Raw genomic sequence first — 19,983 nt, forward strand, 5'->3', positions numbered from 1 at the left:
TCAGCGGTGGCTCGCCAGGGCGATGGACACCGACTCGGCGAAACGCAGCGCGTGGGGCTTGTCCACCTCCACTTCGGCATAGCGCACGTCGGGGTGCTGCATCACCAGGTCGAGGATTTCCTGGGTGAGCCGCTCCAGCAGGGCGAAGCGGTTCTCCTCGACGTGGCGGATGATCGCCTTGGTGATGGTGCGGTAGTTCAGGGCGTGCTCGATGTCGTTGTCGCGCACCGCGTCGTCGGCCGGGTAGAGGATGGTCAGGTTGATCAGCACATCCTGCTTGTTGAGGATTTCCTCCTCCTTGATGCCGATGTAGGTGCGCAGGCGCAGGTCCTTGACGCGGATGCGCGCCATTCCGGGCTCCAGTCGCATCTATCGGCTCCGGTTGATCAGCTGCAGGAATTCCTGGCGGGTGGTGCTGGATTCGCGGAACGTCCCCAGCATGACCGAGGTGACCATCTGCGAGTTCTGCTTCTCCACGCCGCGCATCATCATGCACATGTGCTGTGCCTCGATCACCACCGCCACGCCAGCCGCCTGGGTCACCCCGGCGATGGCCTCGGCGATTTGCCGGGTGAGGTTCTCCTGGATCTGCAGGCGGCGGGCGTACATGTCGACGATGCGCGCCACCTTGGACAGCCCCAGCACGCGCCCGGTGGGCATGTAGGCCACGTGGGCCTTGCCGATGAAGGGCAGCAGGTGGTGCTCGCAGAGGGAGTAGAGCTCCACGTCCCTGACGATCACCATCTCGTCGTTGTCGGACGCGAACAGCGCGCCGTTCACCACCTCTTCCAGGCTCTTGCCGTAGCCATTGCACAGGTACTGCATGGCCTTGGCGGCGCGCTTGGGCGTGTCCACCAGGCCTTCGCGCTCGGGGTCTTCGCCGAGGCCGAGGAGGATTTCACGGTAGTGTTCGGGCAGGTGTGGATTCATCGAAAGGTCCTCGCGGTCGGTCACTTCAGGTGACGGCCGCCGTTCACGGTAAGGGTGGTGCCGGTGACGTAAGGGTTATCCAGCAGGTAGCGCAGGCTCTGGTAGATCACCGCCGGGCCGGGCTCGATGCCCAGGGCGGACTTGGCCAGGGCCTTCTCGCGGTAAGCGTCGTCGTCGCCGTCGTTGAACAGGATCAGCGCCGGGGCGATGCCGTTGACCTTGATCGCCGGGGCGTAGCGCGCGGCGAACGACAGGGTCAGGTTCTCCAGGCCGGCCTTGCTGGCGCTGTAGGCGATGTGCCGGGCGCTGCCCGTGCGGACCACGTCGTCGCCGATGTGGACGATATCCCCCGGCTGCGAACAGCGCAGCAGCTCGGCGCAGCGCAGGTTGATCAGGTAGGGCGCCAGCATGTGCACGCCCACCATCCGCTGGAAGTCCTCGGCCTCGTGGCCGTCGCGTTCCGCGTGCCATTCCGAGGCGTTGTGGACGATGGCGCGCAGGCAGTCGGTGTGGCGTTTCAGGGTCTCGACGAAGGCCTCGATGCCGCTGGGCTCCGACAGGTCCGCCTGCAAGGCCAGGGCGCCGCGCTCACGCAGGCGGACAATGCCTTCCTGTTCCCGGCGATAGCTGACGATCAGCGCGTGGCCGTCGTCCAGCAGGCGTTCGGCACAATACAGGCCGATGCGCTGGCCGGCGCCGGTGATCAGGATGGGAGCCACGCTCATGGGCGTCTCGTCGGAAAGCAGGGAGTCGAGCCGGGGGACGGTAGCGCAGCGTCGGCCTTTGTACAACCACGGGAACCGTGGGGGTTAGGGCGAGCGGCGCAGGCGCGCCGCTTGCCTCGAACCGGTCTCAGGGACGCGGCTGCTCGCCATCCAGGACCTGGCTGCGCCAGCTGTCGCGACCCGGCAGCAGCAGGTTGAGGGCGATGGCGATGATGCCGCAGAGGGAGATCCCCTTGAGGCCGATCTCGCCGTTGCCGATGACGATGCCGCCGATGCCGAACACCAGGGTCACCGAGACGATCACCAGGTTGCGAGCCAGGGACAGGTCCACCTGGTGGCGGATCAGGGTGTTCAGACCGACCACCGCGATGGAACCGAATAGGAGGCAGAGGATGCCGCCCATGACCGGCACCGGGATGCTCTGCAGGCTGGCGCCGAACTTGCCGATGAAGGCCAGGACGATGGCGAAGCCGGCGGCCCAGGTCATGATCTTCGGGTTGAAGTTGCGGGTCAGCATCACCGCGCCGGTGACTTCGGCGTAGGTGGTGTTGGGCGGGCCGCCGAACAGCCCGGCGGCGCTGGTGGCCAGGCCGTCGCCCAGCAGCGTGCGGTGCAGGCCCGGGTTCTTCAGGTAGTTCTGGCCGGTCACCCCGCCCACCGCGATCACGCCGCCGATGTGCTCGATGGCCGGCGCCAGGGCCACCGGCACCATGAACAGGATCGCCCCCCAGTGGAATTCCGGGGCGACGAAGGCCGGGAGCGCCAGCCAGGGCGCGGCGGCGACCGCGTGGGTGTCGACGATGCCGAAGGCGAACGCCAGGCCGTAGCCCACGGCGACTCCGGCGAGGATCGGCACCAGGCGGAAGATGCCCTTGCCGAACACTGCCACCACCAGGGTGGTGAGCAGCGCCGGCATGGAGATGAGCATGGCGGTGTCGTAGGGGATCAGCTGGGCGCTGCCGTCGCCGGACTTGCCCATCGCCATGTTCGCCGCCACCGGCGACAGGCCGAGACCGATGGAGATGATCACCGGGGCGATCACCACCGGCGGCAACAGGCGGTCGATGAAGCCGGTGCCTTTCACCTTCACCGCCAGGCCGAGGAAGGTGTAGACGAAGCCGGCCGCTACCACGCCACCCAGGGTCGCGGGCAGGCCGAACTCGGCCTTGGCGGCGATGATCGGGGCGATGAAGGCGAAGCTGGAGGCGAGGAACACCGGCACCTGGCGGCGGGTGACCAGCTGGAACAGCAGGGTGCCGAAGCCGGCGGTGAACAGCGCCACGTTGGGGTCCATGCCGGTGATCAGCGGCATCAGCACCAGGGCGCCGAAGGCCACGAAAAGCATCTGGGCGCCGGCGATGATCTGGCGCCAGAGCGGGTCGTCGTACTGCTGCATCGAGGTAGTCCCGTGAATGGTTGGGCGGAGGGCGCCGGTGCGACCGGCCCGCGGCGAACGGGCCGGCGCGGGGGTCAGACTTCTTTCTGCTTGGTGCCGAAGATCTTGTCGCCGGCGTCGCCCAGCCCGGGAATGATGTAGCCGTCCTCGTTGAGGCGTTCGTCGATCGACGCGGTGTAGATCACCACGTCCGGATGCGCCGCCTCCACCGCGCGGATGCCCTCGGGCGCAGCCACCAGCACCATGGCGCGGATTTCCCGGCAGCCGGCCTTCTTCAACAGGTCGATGGTGGCGACCATGGAGCCGCCGGTGGCCAGCATCGGGTCGATGATCATGGCCAGGCGCTCGTCGATCTCCGGCACCAGTTTTTCCAGGTAGGTGCGGGCTTCCAGGGTCTCTTCGTTGCGGGCGACCCCCACCGCGCTGACCTTGGCCCCCGGGATCAGGCTGAGCACGCCGTCGAGCATGCCGATGCCGGCCCGCAGGATCGGCACCACGGTGATCTTCTTGCCGGAAATCTTCTCGGCGACCACCGGGCCGCACCAGCCTTCCTGGGTGTAGGTTTCCAGGGGCAGGTCGTTGGTGGCTTCGTAGGTGAGGAGGGAGCCGACTTCCTGGGCCAGTTCGCGGAAATTCTTCGTGCTGATGTCGGCGCGGCGCATCAGGCCGATCTTGTGGCGGATCAGCGGGTGGCGGATCTCACGAACGGGCATGGGGGGACTCCGGGAGGGCTGGCAAAAAAATTGCGTTAGAGTAAAGCATTGCCCCTGTCGGGCGCTGCACCTTCGTCCGACTCTCGACGATTTATGTCGTTTCGTCGTCCGAACCGGTGCGGCTCCCGGGCCGGCGTTCGTCGCCGGGGGTTGCCCGGGGCGGTCCGGATGAGTACCTTTGCCGGCTTTTTCCGGCCCACCTCCCGCTCCGGCCGTGCCGGGCCGATCCACTTCCAGAGGACACCCCGATGCCCGCCGATCTCGCGCACATCCGCCAAGTCATGGCGGAAGCCGACTGCCTGTATACCGATGCCCAGGTCGAGGCGGCCATCGCCCAGGTCGCCGCCTCCATCAACCGCGACCTGGCCGAGCGCAACCCGGTGGTCTTCTGCGTGATGAATGGCGGCCTGATCTTCGCCGGCAAGCTGCTGCCGAAGCTGGGCTTCCCGCTGGAGCTGTCCTACCTGCACGCCACCCGCTACCGCAACGAGACCAGTGGCGGCGAGCTGTTCTGGAAGGCCAAGCCGGAAATCTCCTTCATCGACCGCGACGTGCTGATCATCGACGACATCCTCGACGAGGGGCACACCCTCGGGGCCATCAGCGACTTCTGCCAGCACGCCGGTGCCGCCTCGGTGCACATCGCGGTGCTGATCGACAAGGAGCACGACCGCAAGGCCCGCCCCGGCCTGAAGGCCAACTATGTGGGGCTGTCCTGCGTCGACCGCTACATCTTCGGCTATGGCATGGACTACAAGGGCTACTGGCGCAACGCGGCAGGCATCTTCGCCGTGAAGGGCCTGTAAGGCCGATCCGGCCCGCCGCCTCGTAGACGGCGGCCGGGCTTCTTGGATGGGCCGTTCGGTCCCGTTTGGCCAGTGAGTCCGGCTGGCTCCTTTCTCTGATTGCTCCGATACCACTGCGGCTGCCCGCTGCCGGTCAGGGTTGCGCCGCCTGCAGCCAGCCCAGCGCCAGGGCACGGGCCTGGGGCAGGGTGCGCACGTAGGCCAACTGCCCCGGCTCGCGGCGGATGCCGGCTCGCCGCAGCTTCAGGCGTACCCGGGGCGTCGGCCCCACCAGGATCAGGCCGATGCCCTGGCGGTGGTAATCCCGCAGCAGGTTTTCCAGTCCCGCCAGGGCGGTCATGTCGAGGATCGGCACGGCGCTGATCTCCACGATCACCACCTTCACCTCCGGGTTGTAGCGGCGCAGCACGCTCAGGGCCTTTTCCGCCGCGCCGAAGAACAGCGGGCCGCGGATGGCGTAGGCCAGGGTCTGGGGCGGCAGGTCGCCGAGCAACTGGCGGAACTCCCGGCTCAGGGGCGCGGCGTCGGTCAGGTCGCTCATACGCTTGACGAACAGGCCGGTGGCCAGCAGCAGGCCGACGCCCACCGCCAGGACCATGTCGAACAGCACCGTCAGGGTCAGGCAGACCAGCAGCACCAGCACATCGTGGCGTGGCGCGATGCGCAGGGTGTGCAGCACGTGGGGCGCCTCGCTCATGTTCCAGGCCACCATCACCAGCAGCGCGGCCATGGCCGCCATGGGCAGGTAGCTGAACAGCGGCGCGAGCAGCAGCATCGCCAGCAGCACCACCAGGGCGTGGATAACCGCCGCCACCGGTGACGAGGCGCCGGCGCGGACGTTGGCCGCGCTGCGAGCGATGGCCGCGGTGGCGGTGATGCCACCGAACAGCGGGCCGACCAGGTTGCCCACGCCCTGGCCGATCAGCTCCGCGTTGGGGTCGTGTCGGCTGCCGGTCATGCCGTCGGCCACTACCGCGCAGAGCAGCGACTCGATGGCACCCAGCATGGCGATGGCCAGGGCCGGGCCCAGCAACTGGCGGATCAGCTCGAAGGACAGCGTCAGGGGCTCGCCATCCGCCCCCGGCAACTGCCAGGGCCAGGCGAAGGTGGGAAGGAAGGGCGGGATGCCGGGGTGGGCGACGCCGTCAAGGGTGTAGCTGAAGCGCTCGCCCAGGGTCACCACCGGCAGCCCGGCGCGTTCCAGGGCCAGGCCCAGCAGGCTGCCCACCAGCAGCGCCACCAGGTGGCCCGGTACCTTGGGCACCCAGCGTGGCCAGATCAGCAGCACCGCCAGGCTGGCCAGGGCCACCAGGGCGTCGCCGGGGTGGGTGCCGGGCAGGGCCCGGGCCAGGGCCGCCACCTGTTCCAGGTAGTGGTGGGGCTGGCCGGCCGGCTGCAGGCCCAGCAGGTCCTTCACCTGCAGGGTGGCGATGACGATGCCGATGCCGGCGGTGAAGCCCAGGGTCACCGGGTAGGGGATGAACTGGATCAGCCGGCCGACCCGCGCCAGGCCCATGGCGATCAGGATCAGCCCGGCCAGCAGGGTGCACAGCAGCAGCCCGCCCACGCCGTATTGCTGGGTGATCGGCAGCAGGATCACCACGAAGGCCGCGGTGGGGCCGGAGATGTTGAAGCGCGAGCCGCCGCACAGGGCGATCAGCGGCGCGGCCACCAGCACGGTGTAGAGGCCGTGCTGCGGGGCCACCCCTACGGCAATGGCCAAGGCCATGGCAAGGGGGATGGCGATGACCCCGACGGTGAGACCGGCGGCGAGGTCGCCGCGCAGCTGGCGCAGGCCGTAGCCGGTGTGCAGGCTCTGGCGCAATGCGGCGAAGAGGGGAGGCAGAGCGAGTCGCATGGGAACTCCTGATGCGGTGGAACGGTGGCGGCGACCCGTGTACAGCCGGTCGTCAGACCCCGTGCTAGAGTGCGCCCTTGCCCGCCCCGGAGTCGATGATGTCCAGCCGTTTCTGTGCCTTTTTCTGCGCCCTGGCGTTCGGTCTGCCGGCGTTCGCTGCGGAGAACGCCCTTCCCCATGCCCAGTACCTGCCGCCCGACGACGCCGGCCTGCGTCAGGAGCGGCCCGAGCAGCAGCACCTGGTGCAGATCAGCGAATACGCCGTGGTGATCGGCAACCAGCGCCAGTCCAGCCAGCAGCCGATCCCCATCACCACGCCCACCTGGCTGCGGCTCAAGGGCAAGACCCTAGGCAAGCAGCCCCAGGCGATGCAGGTGCTGATCGCCTTCGACAGCGAGGGCAAGAGCCTCAAGCGGCCGGCCTACGACGAGGCCAGCCGTACCCTCACCCTGAACTACCCCATGGCGCAGTACGCGGCGCTGGTGGACTTGCTCCGCAACGGGCCGGTGTACTGCCAGTTCCTGGTCTACGCCAATGGCCACGTGTGGGCCGACCTGCACAGCGGCGCGGTGCGGGTGCGTTGAGCCGTGGCGCCGGCCGTGGGTAAACTGCCGCTTTCCTGACTGGCGCTGAGAGAGACGAGATGCGTAAAGACAAGCAACAGGTGATCGGCGAGGACATCACCGACGACGCGATCAAGCTGTTCCTGGCGGTGGAGCCGGCGGACGACACGCCCGCCTCGCTGCACAAGTTGGTCAAGGCCTACCGTGGCCTGCGCATCGACGACTTCGTGCGCTTTCTCGACTTCTTCCGCGAGGCGGGGTACGACCTGGAGGCGAAGAACGACCAGGGTGAGGATTTCATCGCGCTGATCCAGGACCAACGCCACGCCGAGCCCTACGTGGAAGCGGTGCGCGCCGCGCGCGGCTGATTCGTCGAGGTATAAAAAAAGCCGCCCACGGGCGGCTTTTCCATGGCCTGGACTCAGGAGCCCAGCGGCACGGCCTGGCTTTCCTGCACCGGGTGCGGCGCCAGCAGTTCCAGTGCCTCGTCGGACTGGCGGCTGACTTCCCGGTACAGCGCGGCGTCGGTTTCCAGGATCTTTTCCCGCGCCGGGAAGATGTTGCCAAGCGCATCGGCCCACTGCGCCTTGCGGTCCGGGAAGCAGCGTTCGATCAGTTCCAGCATGATCGACACGGTGACCGAGGCGCCCGGCGAGGCGCCCAGCAGGGCGGCGATGCTGCCGTCGCCGGCGGCCACCAGCTCGGTGCCAAACTGCAGGATGCCGCCTTTCTTGGCATCCTTCTTGATGATCTGCACCCGTTGCCCGGCGATCTCCAGGCGCCAGTCCTCGGCCTTGGCCTGGGGATAGAAGCGCCGCAGGGAATCCAGGCGCTGCTCCATGCTCTGGCGCACCTCGCTGATCAGGTAGCGGGTCAGGTCCATGTTGTCCCGCGCCACCGCCAGCATCGGCCCGAGGTTGCCCAGGCGGATCGAACGGGGCAGGTCGAAGAGCGAGCCCTGCTTGAGGAACTTGGTGGTGAAGCCGGCGTAGGGGCCGAACAGCAGGGATTTCTTGCCATCCACCACCCGGGTGTCCAGGTGCGGCACGGACATGGGCGGCGACCCCACGGCGGCCTGGCTGTAGACCTTGGCCTCGTGCTGGCGCACCACCTCGGGGTTGTCGCAGCGCAGCCACTGGCCGCTCACCGGGAAGCCGCCGAAGCCCTTGCCTTCCGGAATGCCGGACATCTGCAGCAGCGGCAGCGCGGCGCCGCCGGCGCCGAGGAACACGAAGCGCGCAGTCACCTGGCGCTCGGAACCGTTGCGGTCGTTGCGGATGGTCACCCGCCAGCCGTCGCCCTGGCGTGTCAGGCCGGTGACCCGCTGGTTGTAGCGGACTTCCGCGTTAGGCTGGTTGGCCAGATGCTGAAGCAACTGGTTGGTCAGGGCGCCGAAGTTTACGTCGGTGCCGCCGGCGACCCGGGTCGCGGCGATGGCTTCGTCGGGCGCGCGTCCCGGCATCATCAGCGGCATCCACTGGGCCAGGGTGGCCTTGTCCTCGGTGTACTCCATGTCGGCGAAGGCATGGTGATGACGCAGCGCCTCGAAGCGTTTCTTCAGGTAGGCGATGCCCTTGTCGCCCTGGACGAAGCTCAGGTGCGGCACCGGGTTGATGAAGGACTTCGGCGAGCCGAACGCACCCTTGCCCACCAGGTGGGCCCAGAACTGCTTGGAGACTTCGAACTGGGTGTTGATGTGCACGGCTTTCTTGATATCGATGGAGCCGTCCGCCGCCTGCGGTGTGTAGTTCAGCTCGCAGAGACCCGCGTGGCCGGTGCCGGCGTTGTTCCAGGGGTTGGAGCTCTCGGTGGCGCCCGCTTCGCGCAGCTCCACCACTTCCAGGCGAATCGACGGGTCCAGCTCCTTGAGCAGGACGCCCAGGGTCGCGCTCATGATGCCGGCTCCCACCAGCAGCATGTCCACCGCTTCGTTATCGTGTTGCGTCATCAACGCTTCTCCAAAAAACTGCAGCACCAGGATGTGATGGCAGGCGGACCCGAACGTGCTGGCACGTCATCGGGGATCGGCGAGGTCGCGGAGGAGGGGGTTGGAGCCTCCCGGAACCTGTCGCCGGGGGCCGCCGCTCTGAATTCGTCGCAAGGGGCGAACGCATCGTTCGCCGGGGAGGCCGGCACGGCGGCTCGCCAACCCGTCGGGTCTCGGCGAGCGCATCGGCGCGGCATCCGCGTGCGTGGTCGGATCCGAACGGACCGGCCCTCAGGTACAGGTCATGAGGTCTCGATGAAGCGGAATAGCGGACGGGGTGCTCGTTGCCGACGCAGAACTGTTCATTGCTCGCCACACTCTTGTGAAGTTGTGAAAACCGTCATCTCACGTTCTTTTGGAAACGTGAACCTCGAAAAGGCGCGGTTCCAGGTGCGGACCTCTGCCACCGGTGCGGCGAAAACGCTGCACGGAAGCAAAGCGCTAGCGTTACGGGCGGGAAGAGGCGGCTGGCTGGACAGCGCGAAGTGGCAGCCCTCCGGGAGGGGCGACGACGGTGCCGGAGCAGGGTCGACGCGGATTCGCTCGGGGGCGGCCTTGTAGTCGGGCGATTATAGCGGCGAAATTCGAAAAGTGTCCGTTTGCGGCGACTTTCTTGCCTCAGCGCGCGGGACAGGTCCCATAGGCGGGGAAGCGGGTGGCGGCGGCGCGCCGGCGGGGGATGAGGAAGGCGCCGGCAGGGAGCGTCTGGCCCAGCCAGCACAGGCGGGTCTCGTTCACCTCGACCCAGCCCGCGCCGGCGGGCGCCTGGCTCGCCCGGCGAAACGCGCGGCAGCGGCCGTGGTCGTCCAGCAGGGCGAAATCCCGCAGTGGCGGGCGGGGCGAAAACAGGGCGGCGAGCAGCGTCAGCATGGCGGGTCTCCCGATGGCTGCGACCGTTATCCCACGGCGGCGTGACAGCGGCATGACAGGAACCCCGCGAAGGCGCGAAGGGTCAGAGCCTTCAACCTGTCGACGGGAAGCGGCGCTGGGTATACTGCCGCATTTCGCGTCCCCTTCTGATGGAGATATCAGCATGCTGAAACGTGCGTCGCTCGGTCTACTGGCGGGCATCGGCCTGGCTCTCGCGGGTTGTGCGCTCAGTCCCCAGCAACTCAGTCCGCAACCCAAGCTCACTGGCCCGCTCACGCCCATCGGGCAGGGCCAGCCGGTCAACGTGCGGGTGGTGGACGGGCGTCCGTCGCCGGTGCTGGGCACCCGGGGCGGCCTCTACGCCGACACCAGCAACATCAGCGTCCAGGGCCAGGACCTGCTGCCGCGGCTGCAGACCGAAACCGAGGCGGCCGTGCGCCTGCTGGGCTTCACCCCGTCGCCCAACGCCTTCAACGCGCCGCAACTGACCCTCACTCTGACCGAGCTGAAGTACCAGTCGCCGAAGGAAGGTGTGTACGTCACCCAGGCCGACATCAAGGCCGCCTTCCAGGCCGACGTGCAGAACAGCTCGCGGCGCTTCACCGGCCGCTACGCCGCGTCGATGAACCAGCGCTTCGGCTCCGCACCCAACGAGCAGACCAACACCAAGCTCATCAGCGAAGTGCTCAGCGATGCCCTGACCCGGGTGTTCAAGGACCCGAACATCGGCCAGGTCCTGTCCCAGCAATAAGCCCCGCCCCGAAGCCCCGGTGCCGACCCCGTCGACACCGGGGCTTTTCGTTTCCGCGCGTCCGTCGGAAAGCCCCGTGACCTGCCGGGGTCTCCCGTACACTCCGCCGCCGTCGTTGCCCGGCAGGTGCCGGGCAGAACCCGTCGTAGCGGGATACGTGGCGCGTATCCATCGCGGAGGTCCCATGTCGTTGCAGATGCTCAGCTGGCTGTCCGGTCCGGCCCAACTCGTCAACAGCCTGGCGCTGTTCCTCGGTTTCATGGGCGGCTGGCTGCTGATCGCCACCCGCTTGCGCCAGAACCGCCGGCTGGCGTCCCTCACGGCGCCCGTGGACGAGCTGCTGACACCGCGCATGGATCGCTTCTTCAATGGCACGGGGAGCACCTGCCTGGCGGCCGCGCTGCTGGTGTCTTGGCTGAGCACCCACCTCTGACACGACGAGGCCCGCGTCGGCGGGCCTCGTCATCGGATACCTGGCCGAAGCCACGCCCCCTCGTCAGGGTGGTGCGCGACGCTAGAGCGGCAGGCCCGCCTTCACCCGGTACTGGTTACGGACCGGGTTCGCATACTGCAGGACCAGATACGGGCGCTGCTCCGGCGTGCAGGCGTCCAGGCGCTTGCGCAGTTCGGCGCGGGCGCGCTCCACGTCCGCCGCGGGGAACAGGGTATCCACGGCGGGCACGTCCAGGGCCGGATCCCGACCGTCCCACTGGGCATAGGCCAGATAGTGCACCGGGAACAACCTGTAGTTGCCCAGGATGCGCCGGTCCACTTCGGCGGCCAACTGCTTCGCGTCGTCGACACCCTCGCCCACTTCCTCGGCGAAGTGGATGTGCACACGGCCTTTGTAGCCGGTGATGCCCAGGGCGATGCTGGCGTCGTCCTCGCCGGGGGCCTTGGTGTAGCCGCCGGTGCGGGCGCGGATTTCCAGCTCCCGGGCCTTGGCCAGGTCGCAGGGGTCGTATTCGTAGCTGATGGCCACCGGCACCAGCCCCAGCTCGCCGATGACTTGGGCGAAGGGCTCGTCCTTGCGGCTCATGTGGAACATCTTGAGGATCGCCGAATCGGTGCGGTCGTCCCCGTCCTTGGCGCGCCCTTCGGCCTGGGCGATCCAGATCGACTCGCGGTCCTGGCGGATCGAGTGGTTGATGTAGGCCGACAGCTGTTGGAACGCCGCCAGCTTCTCCCGCCGCCCGCTGAGGGAGCGGTGCACGATGAAGCTCTTGTTGAGGCGCATCAGGTCGCTGACGAAGGGCTTCTGCAGCAGGTTGTCGCCGATGGCGATGCGCGGGGTCGGCAGGCCCGCGTGGTACAGCGCGTAGTTGACGAAGGCCGGGTCCATCACGATGTCCCGGTGGTTGGCCAGGAACAGGTAGGGGCGCTCGCGCCTGAGGCGCTCCAGGCCGGAATAGCCGATGCCGTCCGTGGCGTGCTCGACGGTGCGGTCCACGTAGGGCTCAACCTTGTCCTGCAGTTGCGCCACGGTGCGGATGCCGGCGCACACGCGGCGCAACCGATGGGCTATAACAGGCTTGAGCAGCCAGCCCAACGGGCCGGCCAAGCGGGGGAAGCGGAAACGGGTCAGGCTGTCGAGAAAGGCCTGGTCGGCGCACAGCCGGGAGAGGATGCCCGGGACTTCGGCGTCGGCATAAGGTCGGATGGCTTCGAATTCGCCCATCTTGTTCTGATATCCGGTGTAGGCGGCTGGATGACGGTACGGCTCCCGTCGCGGAGCCTGAGTAGCCGGCGAGTATACCCGCAAGTCACAGTGGAGGCCCGAATGCTGGAAGCCCAGGTGTATGAGTGCCCGTATTGCGGCGAACCGGTGGAGACGGCCCTCGATCTCTCGGCCGGCGATCAGCAGTACATCGAGGACTGCCAGGTATGTTGCCGCCCGGTGTTGTTCGACCTGCGCACCGACGGCCGCGACTGGAGCCTGGACGTGCGCAGGGAGGACGATTGATGCGCCGCATCTACGAGCCCCGGGATTTGCTGGAGGCGCAGATGCTGCTGGGCATGCTGGCCAGCGAAGGGGTGGATGCGCACCTCACCGGCGGCCACCTGCTGGGGGCGGTGGGCGAGCTGCCCATCGGCGGGTTGCTCGGCCTGCTGGTCCCGGACGAGGAGGCCGACCGGGCGCGGCAGTTGATCCAGGCGTACAATGCCGCCCAGCCGCTGCCCGGCGACGAGCCGGACGGCACCCACACCCCCGGTGTGCTGCTCTGCTGATCTTCCCGACGAGTGCCGTGTCTCCATGAGTGGACGTTTCGCCCTGTTCCGCTGGCCGCCGGCCCTGGCGGCCACCCCCGGTTTTCCCACCGACCTCTCGCCCCGCTGGAACCTGGCGCCCGGCGGCCAGGTGCTGATGCTGCGCGGCGACGCCCTGACGCTCCGGGCCGATCCGGCCCGCTGGGGCCTCACCCCCGCCTGGCTGACCGACCTGTCCCGCACGCCGGCCCATGCCCGGGCCGAGACCCTCGCCGAGCAGCCGATGTTTCGCGAAGCCTTCCGCTTGCGGCGTTGTCTGCTGCCGGCCAATGGGTTCTATGAGTGGCGCGGGGTGCGCAAGCGGCCCTACTGGGTGAGCGGCGACGGTGGCCTGCTGCAGTTGGCCGCGGTCTGGGAGGCTTATCCGGCGGGTGACCGCGAGTACCTCAGCGTGGCGATGATCACCCAGCCGGTGGCCAGCCTGCGCCGGCCCCTGGTGCTGGACGAGGCCGGCGTGCGCGTCTGGCTGGACCCCCAGTCGCCCCTGGACGACCTCCAGTGCCTGTTGCTGCGGCCGGGGCCCGTCCTGCGGGAGCGGGCCCTGGCGACCCTGGTCAACGACCCGGCCCTGGATGGCCCGGAGTGCCTGACCTCGGCCTGAAAAATCCCGCCGCGGGTTACCGCTCGGGAGCGGATGCGAGGGCATCCCGCTCTGGGCTCAGACCTTGAACTGGTTGACCAACCGACGCTGCTGCTCCGCCAGGCGAGTCAGCTCGCCGCTGGCCACGCTGGCCTCGTCGGCACCACTGGCCACTTCCGCCGCCACCTGGCCAATGTTGGTGACGTTGCGGTTGATGTCCTCGGCCACTGCGCTCTGCTCTTCCGCGGCGCTGGCGATCTGGGTGTTCATGTCGGTGATCACCGACACCGCCCGGGTGATGGCGTCCAGGGCGCTGGCCGCTTCCCGGGCATGACGCACGCTGTCGTCGGTCTTCGCCTGGCTGTCCTCCATGACCTTCACCACCTGCCGGGTCCCGCCCTGCAGCTGCTGGATCATGTTCTGGATTTCCCCCGTGGCCTCCTGGGTCTTCTGGGCCAGGTTGCGCACCTCGTCGGCCACTACGGCGAAGCCCCGGCCCTGTTCGCCGGCCCGGGCCGCCTCGATGGCGGCGTTCAGTGCCAGCAGGTTGGTCTGCTCGGCGATGCTGCGGATCGCCACCAGGATCGCGTTGATGTTCTCGCTGTCCCGGGCGAGGGTCTGCACCACCGCTACGGCGCGGCCGATCTCGCCGGCCAAGTCGGCGATGGCGCGGGACGTGCTGTCCACCACCTGGCGGCCCAGGTTCGCGGCGTCGTCGGCGCGGTTGGCCGCTTCCGCCGCGCGGCTGGCGTTCTGCGCCACGTCCTGGGCGGTGGCGGTCATCTGGTGGATCGCCGTGGCCACCTGGTCGATCTCCGTCATCTGCCGCTGGATGCCCTGGTTGGTGCGAATAGCGATGTCGGCGGTGTGCTCGGAGGCGTCGCTGACCTTCTGTACGGAACTCACCACCTGGCTGATCATGCCCTGCAGCTTGCCCAGGAAGGTGTCGAAGCCGGTGGCGATGGCGCCCAGTTCGTCGCGCCGGTTCACCCGCAGGCGGCGGGTCAGGTCACCCTCGCCCTGGGCGATGTCATCCAGCATCGCCACCATCTGCCGCAGCGGCCGGGCGATGCGGTGGCCGAGGAGCCACACCACCAGCAGGCCGACTCCGGCTACCAGCAGGCCGGTCAGGGTCATGCCGAGGATTTCCTCGTCGCGCCGGGCGCTGAAGGCGTCCTGCAGCCCCTGCAGGTCGGCCATCACCGTCTGCATCGGCAGGTCGATGCCCAAGACCCAGCGGGTCGGGGTGTCGGCCACCTTGAACGGCACCAGCAGAATGATGCGGCCATTGGCGTCGTCCACCCGGTAGAACGGCTGGTCGCCCTGCAGGCGCTTGAGCTCGCCGGCCAGTTCATTACCCACCGCGTCCACCGGTTCGCCGAGCTGGCGGGCGTCGGCGGTATAGGCCACCAGGCGCTGGTTGGTGGAGATCAGCATCATCTGCCCGACACCGCCGTAGAGTTGCTGGTTGGCAGCCACCAGGGCCTGCTGGATGAAGTCCAGGGACAGGTCGACGCCGGCGATCCCGCGGAATTCGCCGTTCACCAGTACTGGCACGTTGAAGGAGGAGAGCAGCACCATCTTGCCGCCCATCTCGTAGGGCGCCGGGTCGACGATGCAGGTGGCCTTGGTTTCCCGCGGGCAGAGGTAGTACTCGCCCTCGCGCACGCCGGTGGGCAGGCGCCTCTCGCTGAGCATGGTGGGCCCCAGGGGTTCCACCATGGGCGTGCCGTCGGGGCCGCGGTACCACCAGGGGGCGAAGCGGCCGCTGGCGTCGTACCCCGGTTGGTTGGCGTAGAGGTCGTCGTTGCCGTCGAAGGCGTTGGCCTCCCAGCCGATGTAGGCGTCGATCACCTTGGCGTTGGTGGCCACGGTATTGCGCAGCAGGCTGGACAGCTCCTCGCGGCTCAGGCTCAAGGCCGGCGCGCCGCTGGGGTCGGCCTGGCCCATCAGCGCATTGGTCTGGGCCAGGCCGGTGGCCACGGTCAGCGGGTACGCCAGGCTGCGCTGGATCTCGCCCACCTGCTCCTGGGCCATGGCCAGCAGGCGCTCGTTGATCACCTGTTCGAACAGGGTCCGGGTGCGCGCCTGGATCGTCTCCTGGGTGCGTGCCCCGGCGAACAGGGCGTACAGCACCAGCGCCACCACTACGGCCAGCACGCAGGCGCCCGCCAAGGCGGCCACCGTGAACTGAATGGATTTGAATTTCATAATGGCTCCCGAGGTCTCAGTTGCGCCCGTTCCGGCCTTATCGGCGAGCGGCGGACGAGCGTGAGGGCGCCGGGTGAAAAGCCTGAGCGGGGCCGGCAGGAGAAGGGTGCGGGACGGACCACCTGCCGAACCAGGTGGGGACCCTGCCGCCCGCCTGCGCGGACCGCCGCCGGCGATCTTCCATGCAGAAAATCGGGCGCTTGCCACCAATCAAAGATGCTGGCGCCCGTTCTCGCAAGCCGCGACCGAACTCAACGTGCCCGCCAGGGGCCGCCTTTCCGAGGAAGTCCGTCATGACCCGTTCCGATCGTCTCTTGCCCGTTCTGCTCGCGCCCCTGCTGCTGGCCGGTTGCCAGGCGGTGAACACCACCAGTGGCGGCGCGGTGGGGGTGGAGCGCAAGCAGTACATGTTCAGCATGCTGTCCAGCCAGCAGGTGGACGATATGTATGCCCAGTCCTATGCCGAGACCCTGCAGGAAGCCTCCAGCAAGGGCGTGCTGGAAAAGAGCAGCCAGGACGCCAAGCGGGTCGACGCGGTGGCCCGCCGGCTGATCGCCCAAGCGCCGGTTTTCCGCCCGGATGCCGCCCAGTGGAAGTGGGAAGTCAACGTCATCGACAGCGAGGAACTCAATGCCAACTGCGGCCCAGGCGGCAAGATCATCGTCTACAGCGGCCTGATCGATCAGCTCAAGCTGACCGACGACGAACTCGCCGCGGTCATGGGCCACGAGATTGCCCACGCCCTGCGCGAGCACGGTCGCGAGGCCATGTCCAAGGCCTACGGGGTGCAGCTGGCGTCCCAGGTGGGCGCGGCCATGGGCGTTGGCCAGGGCAGCCTGCAACTGGCCAACACCGGCGTCGAATACCTGATGACCCTGCCCAACAGCCGCGCCAACGAGAACGAGGCGGACCTGATCGGCCTGGAGCTTTCCGCCCGCGCCGGCTACGACCCCAACGCGGCCCTGAGCCTGTGGGACAAGATGAGCAAGGCCAGCGAGGGCGCGCCGCCGGAGTTCCTGAGCACCCACCCGTCGTCGGGGTCGCGCATCGCCTCGCTGAAGGCGGCGATCCCCAAGGTGCTGCCGCTGTACCAGCAGGCGAAGAAATAGCGAGGCGGGCGCCCCCGGCGGCAGTTGCCAGGGGGAGTACCAAGGCGAGCTCGAGGAGGCCGGGGGTGGACGCATCGTTCACTCGCGGTATCGAAGGATGCGCCGGGTGCTACCACGCCGGTTCGCCTTTCCGAGTGCCTACTCCAGCGCTGCGACGCGGACCCGGATCGGCTGCGGGTCGCTGCCATCCAGCAGCACGCCATGGTGCACGGTGTTGACGAACAACAGGTGCTCGCCGTACTGGATGCGCGCCTGAACCGCGTAGCTGTGGCCGGGCTGGATGTCGGCGGGATCGTAGAGCAGGTGGAAGCGCCGGGGGATCGGGCCGCGCACCCATTCCTGCTGCCGGGCGAGCTCCCGGGGCGGCTCGTCCGCGCGGGTCAGGTCCAGCAGCCGTATGCTGAGCACGGCATCTTCCGGCAGGTCGTCATGGGTGTGGTAGAAGACCTCGCCCCGCAGGCTGGCCGGTGCCTGGCCGAGGCTGCAGGCGGAGAGCAGCAGGGCCGCTGACAGGAACAGGGCGGGTCGGAGCATGGCGATCTCATGACGGGCGAAGAACGCCCGTCGGACACCTCGCGGCCAGGGAAGTTGCGCCGTTCCGTCAGGCGGCGGCCGGTGGGGGCTCCTGCAGCTCGTCCGGTTCGCCCGGCCGATCCTGCGCCACTTGGCGGATGGATAGGCGGATTTCGGCGGGCAATACGCGCTTGGCCGCACCCTCCACCACCTCGCCCAGCAACGGGTGGTAGCTCAACTTGCCGGCCTCGTCCTGGCGCAGCACCCGCTGTTCCAGCAGCGTCTGGATGAAGTGCCGGAACAGGCTCTTGTCGAAGAATTCCGGGGCGTTCAGGCCATGCAGGATCGACAGGCGCTGGGCCATGACGGTGCACAGGTTCTCCAGTTCCTCGGCGGTCAGCGCGTGCTGCCCCCCGTTGAGCAGCAGCGCGATGGCCATGTAGAAGCGCTGCAGGGTCTGCACGATGGCCCGCGATACCAGGGTCAGCAGCACGAACTGCCGCGAACTGGGTGCCGGGCGCACGTAGACGTCGCCCTCGGCCCGCAGCAGCCCCTGTTCCACGAAGGCCGCCAGCCACTCGTCCACCACCGCATCCAGCTCCTCCACGTCCCAGCGGATGAACAGCTCAGCCTGCAGGTAGGGGTAGAGCGCCTTGGTGTAGCGCAGGATCTGCTCGCGGCTCATGCGCGAGCTGCTCTGGAAGAAACTGGCGAGCAGCGCCGGCAGGGCGAACACGTGCAGGACGTTGTTGCGGTAGTAGGTCATCAGGACCGCGTTCTGCTCGTCCAGGTAGAGGATGCGGCCGAGGGCGTCGGTCTGCTCGGCCAACAGGTCCATGCTGCGCACGTATTCGATCAGGGTCTGGCCGTCGCCCTCGGGCAGGGTCGCATGGGGCGAATAGGGCACCCGGCGGAACAGCGCCAGGTAGAGGTCGAGGATGCGCGCCAGGGCGCGTGCGTCCAGGGCCAGCCGGCTGGTGGACAGCAGCGCCAGGGCCACCAGGTTGACCGGGTTGATGGCGGCTGCGTCGTTGAGCCGGCGCGCCACCGTCACCGCCAGGCGATTGGTCGCGCCGTTGAGCCAGTCCGGACGGTAATGGGGCGCCAGGGGCTGCTCACGCCAGTCCGGCTGCTGATGGTCGAGGAACTCCGCCAGCTTGATCGGCTCGCCGAAGTTCACCGACACCGAGCCGAAGCGTTGCCGGCGGATGGCGCTGATGACCTTGAACAGGTCGAAGATCGACTCCTTCTTCTTGCTCGCGCCGCGCAACTCGCCCAGGTAGGTGCGACCCTCCAGCACCCGTTCGTAGCCGATGTAGACCGGCACGAAGACGATGGGCAGGCGGGACGAGCGCAGGAAGCTGCGCAGGGTGATGGCCAGCATCCCGGTCTTCGGGTGCAGCATGCGCCCGGTGCGCGAGCGGCCGCCTTCGACGAAGTACTCCACCGGGAAGCCGCGGCTGAACAGGGTGTGCAGGTACTCGTTGAACACGGCGGTGTAGAGCGGGTTGCCCTTGAAGGTGCGGCGCATGAAGAAGGCCCCGCCGCGGCGCAGCAGGCCGCCGATCACCGGCATGTTGAGGTTGATGCCGGCGGCGATGTGGGGCGGCGTCAGGCCGTTGCGGAACAGCAGGTAGGACAGCAGCAGGTAGTCGATGTGGCTGCGGTGGCAGGGCACGTAGATCACCTCGTGGCCTTGGGCCACGTCCTGCACCCCTTCGATGTGGTTGACCCGGATGCCCTCGTAGAGCTTGTTCCAGAACCAGCTCAGGACCACCTCGAGGAAGCGGATCGCGGTGTAGGTGTAGTCCGAGGCGATCTCGTTGGCGTAGCGCAGGGCCTGGACCTCGGCCTTCTCCACCGGCACCTTGTCCCGCTCGTGTTCCTCGGCGATGGCCTGGCGGACCTGCGGCCCGTGCACCAGGCCCTTCACCAGGTTGCGCCGGTGGGACACGTCCGGGCCGATCACCGCGGTCTTCTGGTTGCGGAAATGCACCCGCAGGATGCGCTGCACCATGCGCAGGGTGCGCTCCGGACCCTTGCCCTGGTCCACCAGCGCCCGCAGGTGGATCGGCGCGGAGAACTGCACCCGGGTCTTGCGTCCGAGGATCAGGATGGTCACCAGCCGGCGCAGCCGTCCGGTCACCGCCCAGTCGTCGGCGAACAGCAGCTTCCACGGGCTGGTCTCACGGTCCGGCGACTGCCCCCAGAACACGCTCACCGGGATGATCTGGGCATCCTCCACCGCCTGCTGCTGGATCGCCCCCAGCACCCGCACCAGCGCCGGCGCGCTGCTGCGCTTGTCCTGGCGGCCAAACCAGTCCGGGTCCGGCGACAGGTAGAAGAATGCCGCCGGCTCCAGCAGGTCGCCCACCCGCACCGGCAACACCGGCCGCGGCAACCCCGCCTTGCGGCATTCGGTATCCAGCACCGCCAGGTCGCTGATGGAATCCTGCTGCAACGCGTACAGCACCGGCTTGCTACGATCCAGCTTGAGGGTGAAGGCCGACTGGTTGATGGTTTCCGAACGGACCCACAGGTACAGCAGACGACGAAGCGTGCCGAAAACGAGGCGACGGAACGGGGAACGGGTCATACGGCTTGTGTTCTTTTACGGCGCCGGGCGCGGGGCCGCTAGTGTGCCGTATCCGCCTGCGGCCGGCAAAATCGCTGGAGCTCAGTGAGCAGGTGTGCGCTGACATT

General features: G+C 68.2%; 21 protein-coding genes and 1 pseudogene. 9 read left to right on the forward strand and 13 right to left on the reverse strand.

All coding sequences use genetic code 11. From position 1 onward, the window contains the following. The 5 genes from folX to upp all read right to left on the reverse strand — a co-directional run bounded on the left by folX (position 1) and on the right by upp (position 3,764). Entirely contained in the window at positions 1–369 is a 369-nt protein-coding gene (gene folX / locus FM069_RS06700) for a dihydroneopterin triphosphate 2'-epimerase (protein ID WP_143487514.1), read from the reverse strand. Beyond that, positions 370–930, reverse strand: coding sequence for a GTP cyclohydrolase I FolE (gene folE, locus FM069_RS06705; protein WP_218570288.1), 561 nt, complete (start codon positions 928–930; stop codon positions 370–372). Between the two features lie 20 nt (positions 931–950). Then, entirely contained in the window at positions 951–1,655 is a 705-nt protein-coding gene (gene folM / locus FM069_RS06710; RefSeq protein WP_143487516.1) for a dihydromonapterin reductase, read from the reverse strand. 127 nt (positions 1,656–1,782) lie between these two features. After that, positions 1,783–3,051: a uracil-xanthine permease family protein gene (locus FM069_RS06715; protein ID WP_143487517.1), complete on the reverse strand. Its 1,269-nt coding sequence runs from the start codon at positions 3,049–3,051 to the stop codon at positions 1,783–1,785. A gap of 74 nt (positions 3,052–3,125) precedes the next feature. Beyond that, positions 3,126–3,764, reverse strand: a complete 639-nt coding sequence (upp, locus tag FM069_RS06720; RefSeq protein WP_143487518.1) for a uracil phosphoribosyltransferase — start codon at positions 3,762–3,764, stop codon at positions 3,126–3,128. A gap of 248 nt (positions 3,765–4,012) precedes the next feature. On the opposite strand from upp, the gene FM069_RS06725 reads away from it, so the two are divergent. After that, entirely contained in the window at positions 4,013–4,570 is a 558-nt protein-coding gene (locus tag FM069_RS06725; protein WP_143487519.1) for a hypoxanthine-guanine phosphoribosyltransferase, read from the forward strand. A 133-nt stretch (positions 4,571–4,703) separates the two neighbouring features. Here the strand turns inward: FM069_RS06725 and dauA are convergent, their stop codons facing one another. Continuing rightward, complete coding sequence (gene dauA, locus FM069_RS06730) at positions 4,704–6,428, reverse strand: C4-dicarboxylic acid transporter DauA (RefSeq protein WP_143487520.1); 1,725 nt, start codon at positions 6,426–6,428, stop codon at positions 4,704–4,706. A gap of 98 nt (positions 6,429–6,526) precedes the next feature. On the opposite strand from dauA, the gene FM069_RS06735 reads away from it, so the two are divergent. Both FM069_RS06735 and FM069_RS06740 read left to right on the forward strand, forming a co-directional pair. After that, positions 6,527–7,012: a hypothetical protein gene (locus FM069_RS06735; RefSeq protein ID WP_143487521.1), complete on the forward strand. Its 486-nt coding sequence runs from the start codon at positions 6,527–6,529 to the stop codon at positions 7,010–7,012. Between the two features lie 59 nt (positions 7,013–7,071). Then, entirely contained in the window at positions 7,072–7,359 is a 288-nt protein-coding gene (locus FM069_RS06740) for a PA4642 family protein (protein WP_143487522.1), read from the forward strand. A 53-nt stretch (positions 7,360–7,412) separates the two neighbouring features. Here FM069_RS06740 and mqo read toward each other — a convergent pair whose 3' ends face one another. Beyond that, complete coding sequence (gene mqo / locus FM069_RS06745; protein ID WP_267904177.1) at positions 7,413–8,966, reverse strand: malate dehydrogenase (quinone); 1,554 nt, start codon at positions 8,964–8,966, stop codon at positions 7,413–7,415. 630 nt (positions 8,967–9,596) lie between these two features. Then, positions 9,597–9,848 (reverse strand): hypothetical protein, encoded by a 252-nt coding sequence (locus FM069_RS06750; RefSeq protein WP_407681563.1) that lies wholly within the window; start codon positions 9,846–9,848, stop codon positions 9,597–9,599. A 163-nt stretch (positions 9,849–10,011) separates the two neighbouring features. Between FM069_RS06750 and FM069_RS06755 the strand changes: the two genes are divergently transcribed. Together FM069_RS06755 and FM069_RS06760 are read left to right on the forward strand one after the other, a co-directional pair. Then, entirely contained in the window at positions 10,012–10,599 is a 588-nt protein-coding gene (locus tag FM069_RS06755; protein ID WP_143487524.1) for a YajG family lipoprotein, read from the forward strand. 184 nt (positions 10,600–10,783) lie between these two features. Continuing rightward, positions 10,784–11,032: a hypothetical protein gene (locus FM069_RS06760; RefSeq protein ID WP_143487525.1), complete on the forward strand. Its 249-nt coding sequence runs from the start codon at positions 10,784–10,786 to the stop codon at positions 11,030–11,032. An 81-nt stretch (positions 11,033–11,113) separates the two neighbouring features. Here the strand turns inward: FM069_RS06760 and FM069_RS06765 are convergent, their stop codons facing one another. Further along, complete coding sequence (locus FM069_RS06765) at positions 11,114–12,277, reverse strand: 1-acyl-sn-glycerol-3-phosphate acyltransferase (RefSeq protein ID WP_143487526.1); 1,164 nt, start codon at positions 12,275–12,277, stop codon at positions 11,114–11,116. Positions 12,278–12,379: 102 nt separating this feature from the next. Between FM069_RS06765 and FM069_RS06770 the strand changes: the two genes are divergently transcribed. From FM069_RS06770 to FM069_RS06780, 3 genes are read left to right on the forward strand one after another with little or no spacing between them, the layout of a single operon-like run. Beyond that, a complete protein-coding gene (locus FM069_RS06770) occupies positions 12,380–12,562 on the forward strand; it encodes a CPXCG motif-containing cysteine-rich protein (protein ID WP_143487527.1) in 183 nt (60 codons plus the stop codon). After that, positions 12,562–12,828, forward strand: coding sequence for a putative signal transducing protein (locus tag FM069_RS06775; protein WP_143487528.1), 267 nt, complete (start codon positions 12,562–12,564; stop codon positions 12,826–12,828). Before FM069_RS06770 ends, FM069_RS06775 begins: the two co-directional genes overlap by 1 nt. Positions 12,829–12,853: 25 nt before the next feature. Continuing rightward, positions 12,854–13,468 (forward strand): SOS response-associated peptidase, encoded by a 615-nt coding sequence (locus FM069_RS06780; protein WP_143487529.1) that lies wholly within the window; start codon positions 12,854–12,856, stop codon positions 13,466–13,468. 57 nt (positions 13,469–13,525) lie between these two features. Here FM069_RS06780 and FM069_RS22250 read toward each other — a convergent pair whose 3' ends face one another. Then, on the reverse strand, positions 13,526–14,368 hold the full coding sequence (locus tag FM069_RS22250) for a methyl-accepting chemotaxis protein (protein ID WP_407681565.1): 843 nt from the start codon (positions 14,366–14,368) through the stop codon (positions 13,526–13,528). Between the two features lie 15 nt (positions 14,369–14,383). Further along, positions 14,384–15,658: pseudogene (locus tag FM069_RS22255) on the reverse strand (HAMP domain-containing protein); the annotation flags it as partial. Positions 15,659–15,951: 293 nt separating this feature from the next. Here FM069_RS22255 and FM069_RS06790 point away from each other — a divergent pair. Next, a complete protein-coding gene (locus FM069_RS06790) occupies positions 15,952–16,767 on the forward strand; it encodes a M48 family metallopeptidase (protein WP_143487531.1) in 816 nt (271 codons plus the stop codon). Positions 16,768–16,905: 138 nt separating this feature from the next. On the opposite strand, the gene FM069_RS06795 is transcribed toward FM069_RS06790, so the two are convergent. After that, positions 16,906–17,301, reverse strand: a complete 396-nt coding sequence (locus FM069_RS06795; RefSeq protein ID WP_143487532.1) for a YbaY family lipoprotein — start codon at positions 17,299–17,301, stop codon at positions 16,906–16,908. A gap of 67 nt (positions 17,302–17,368) precedes the next feature. After that, complete coding sequence (plsB, locus tag FM069_RS06800; RefSeq protein WP_143487533.1) at positions 17,369–19,876, reverse strand: glycerol-3-phosphate 1-O-acyltransferase PlsB; 2,508 nt, start codon at positions 19,874–19,876, stop codon at positions 17,369–17,371. Positions 19,877–19,983 lie beyond the last annotated feature (107 nt).

It is taken from the genome of Pseudomonas mangiferae, assembly GCF_007109405.1.
Lineage (GTDB): Bacteria > Pseudomonadota > Gammaproteobacteria > Pseudomonadales > Pseudomonadaceae > Pseudomonas_T > Pseudomonas_T mangiferae.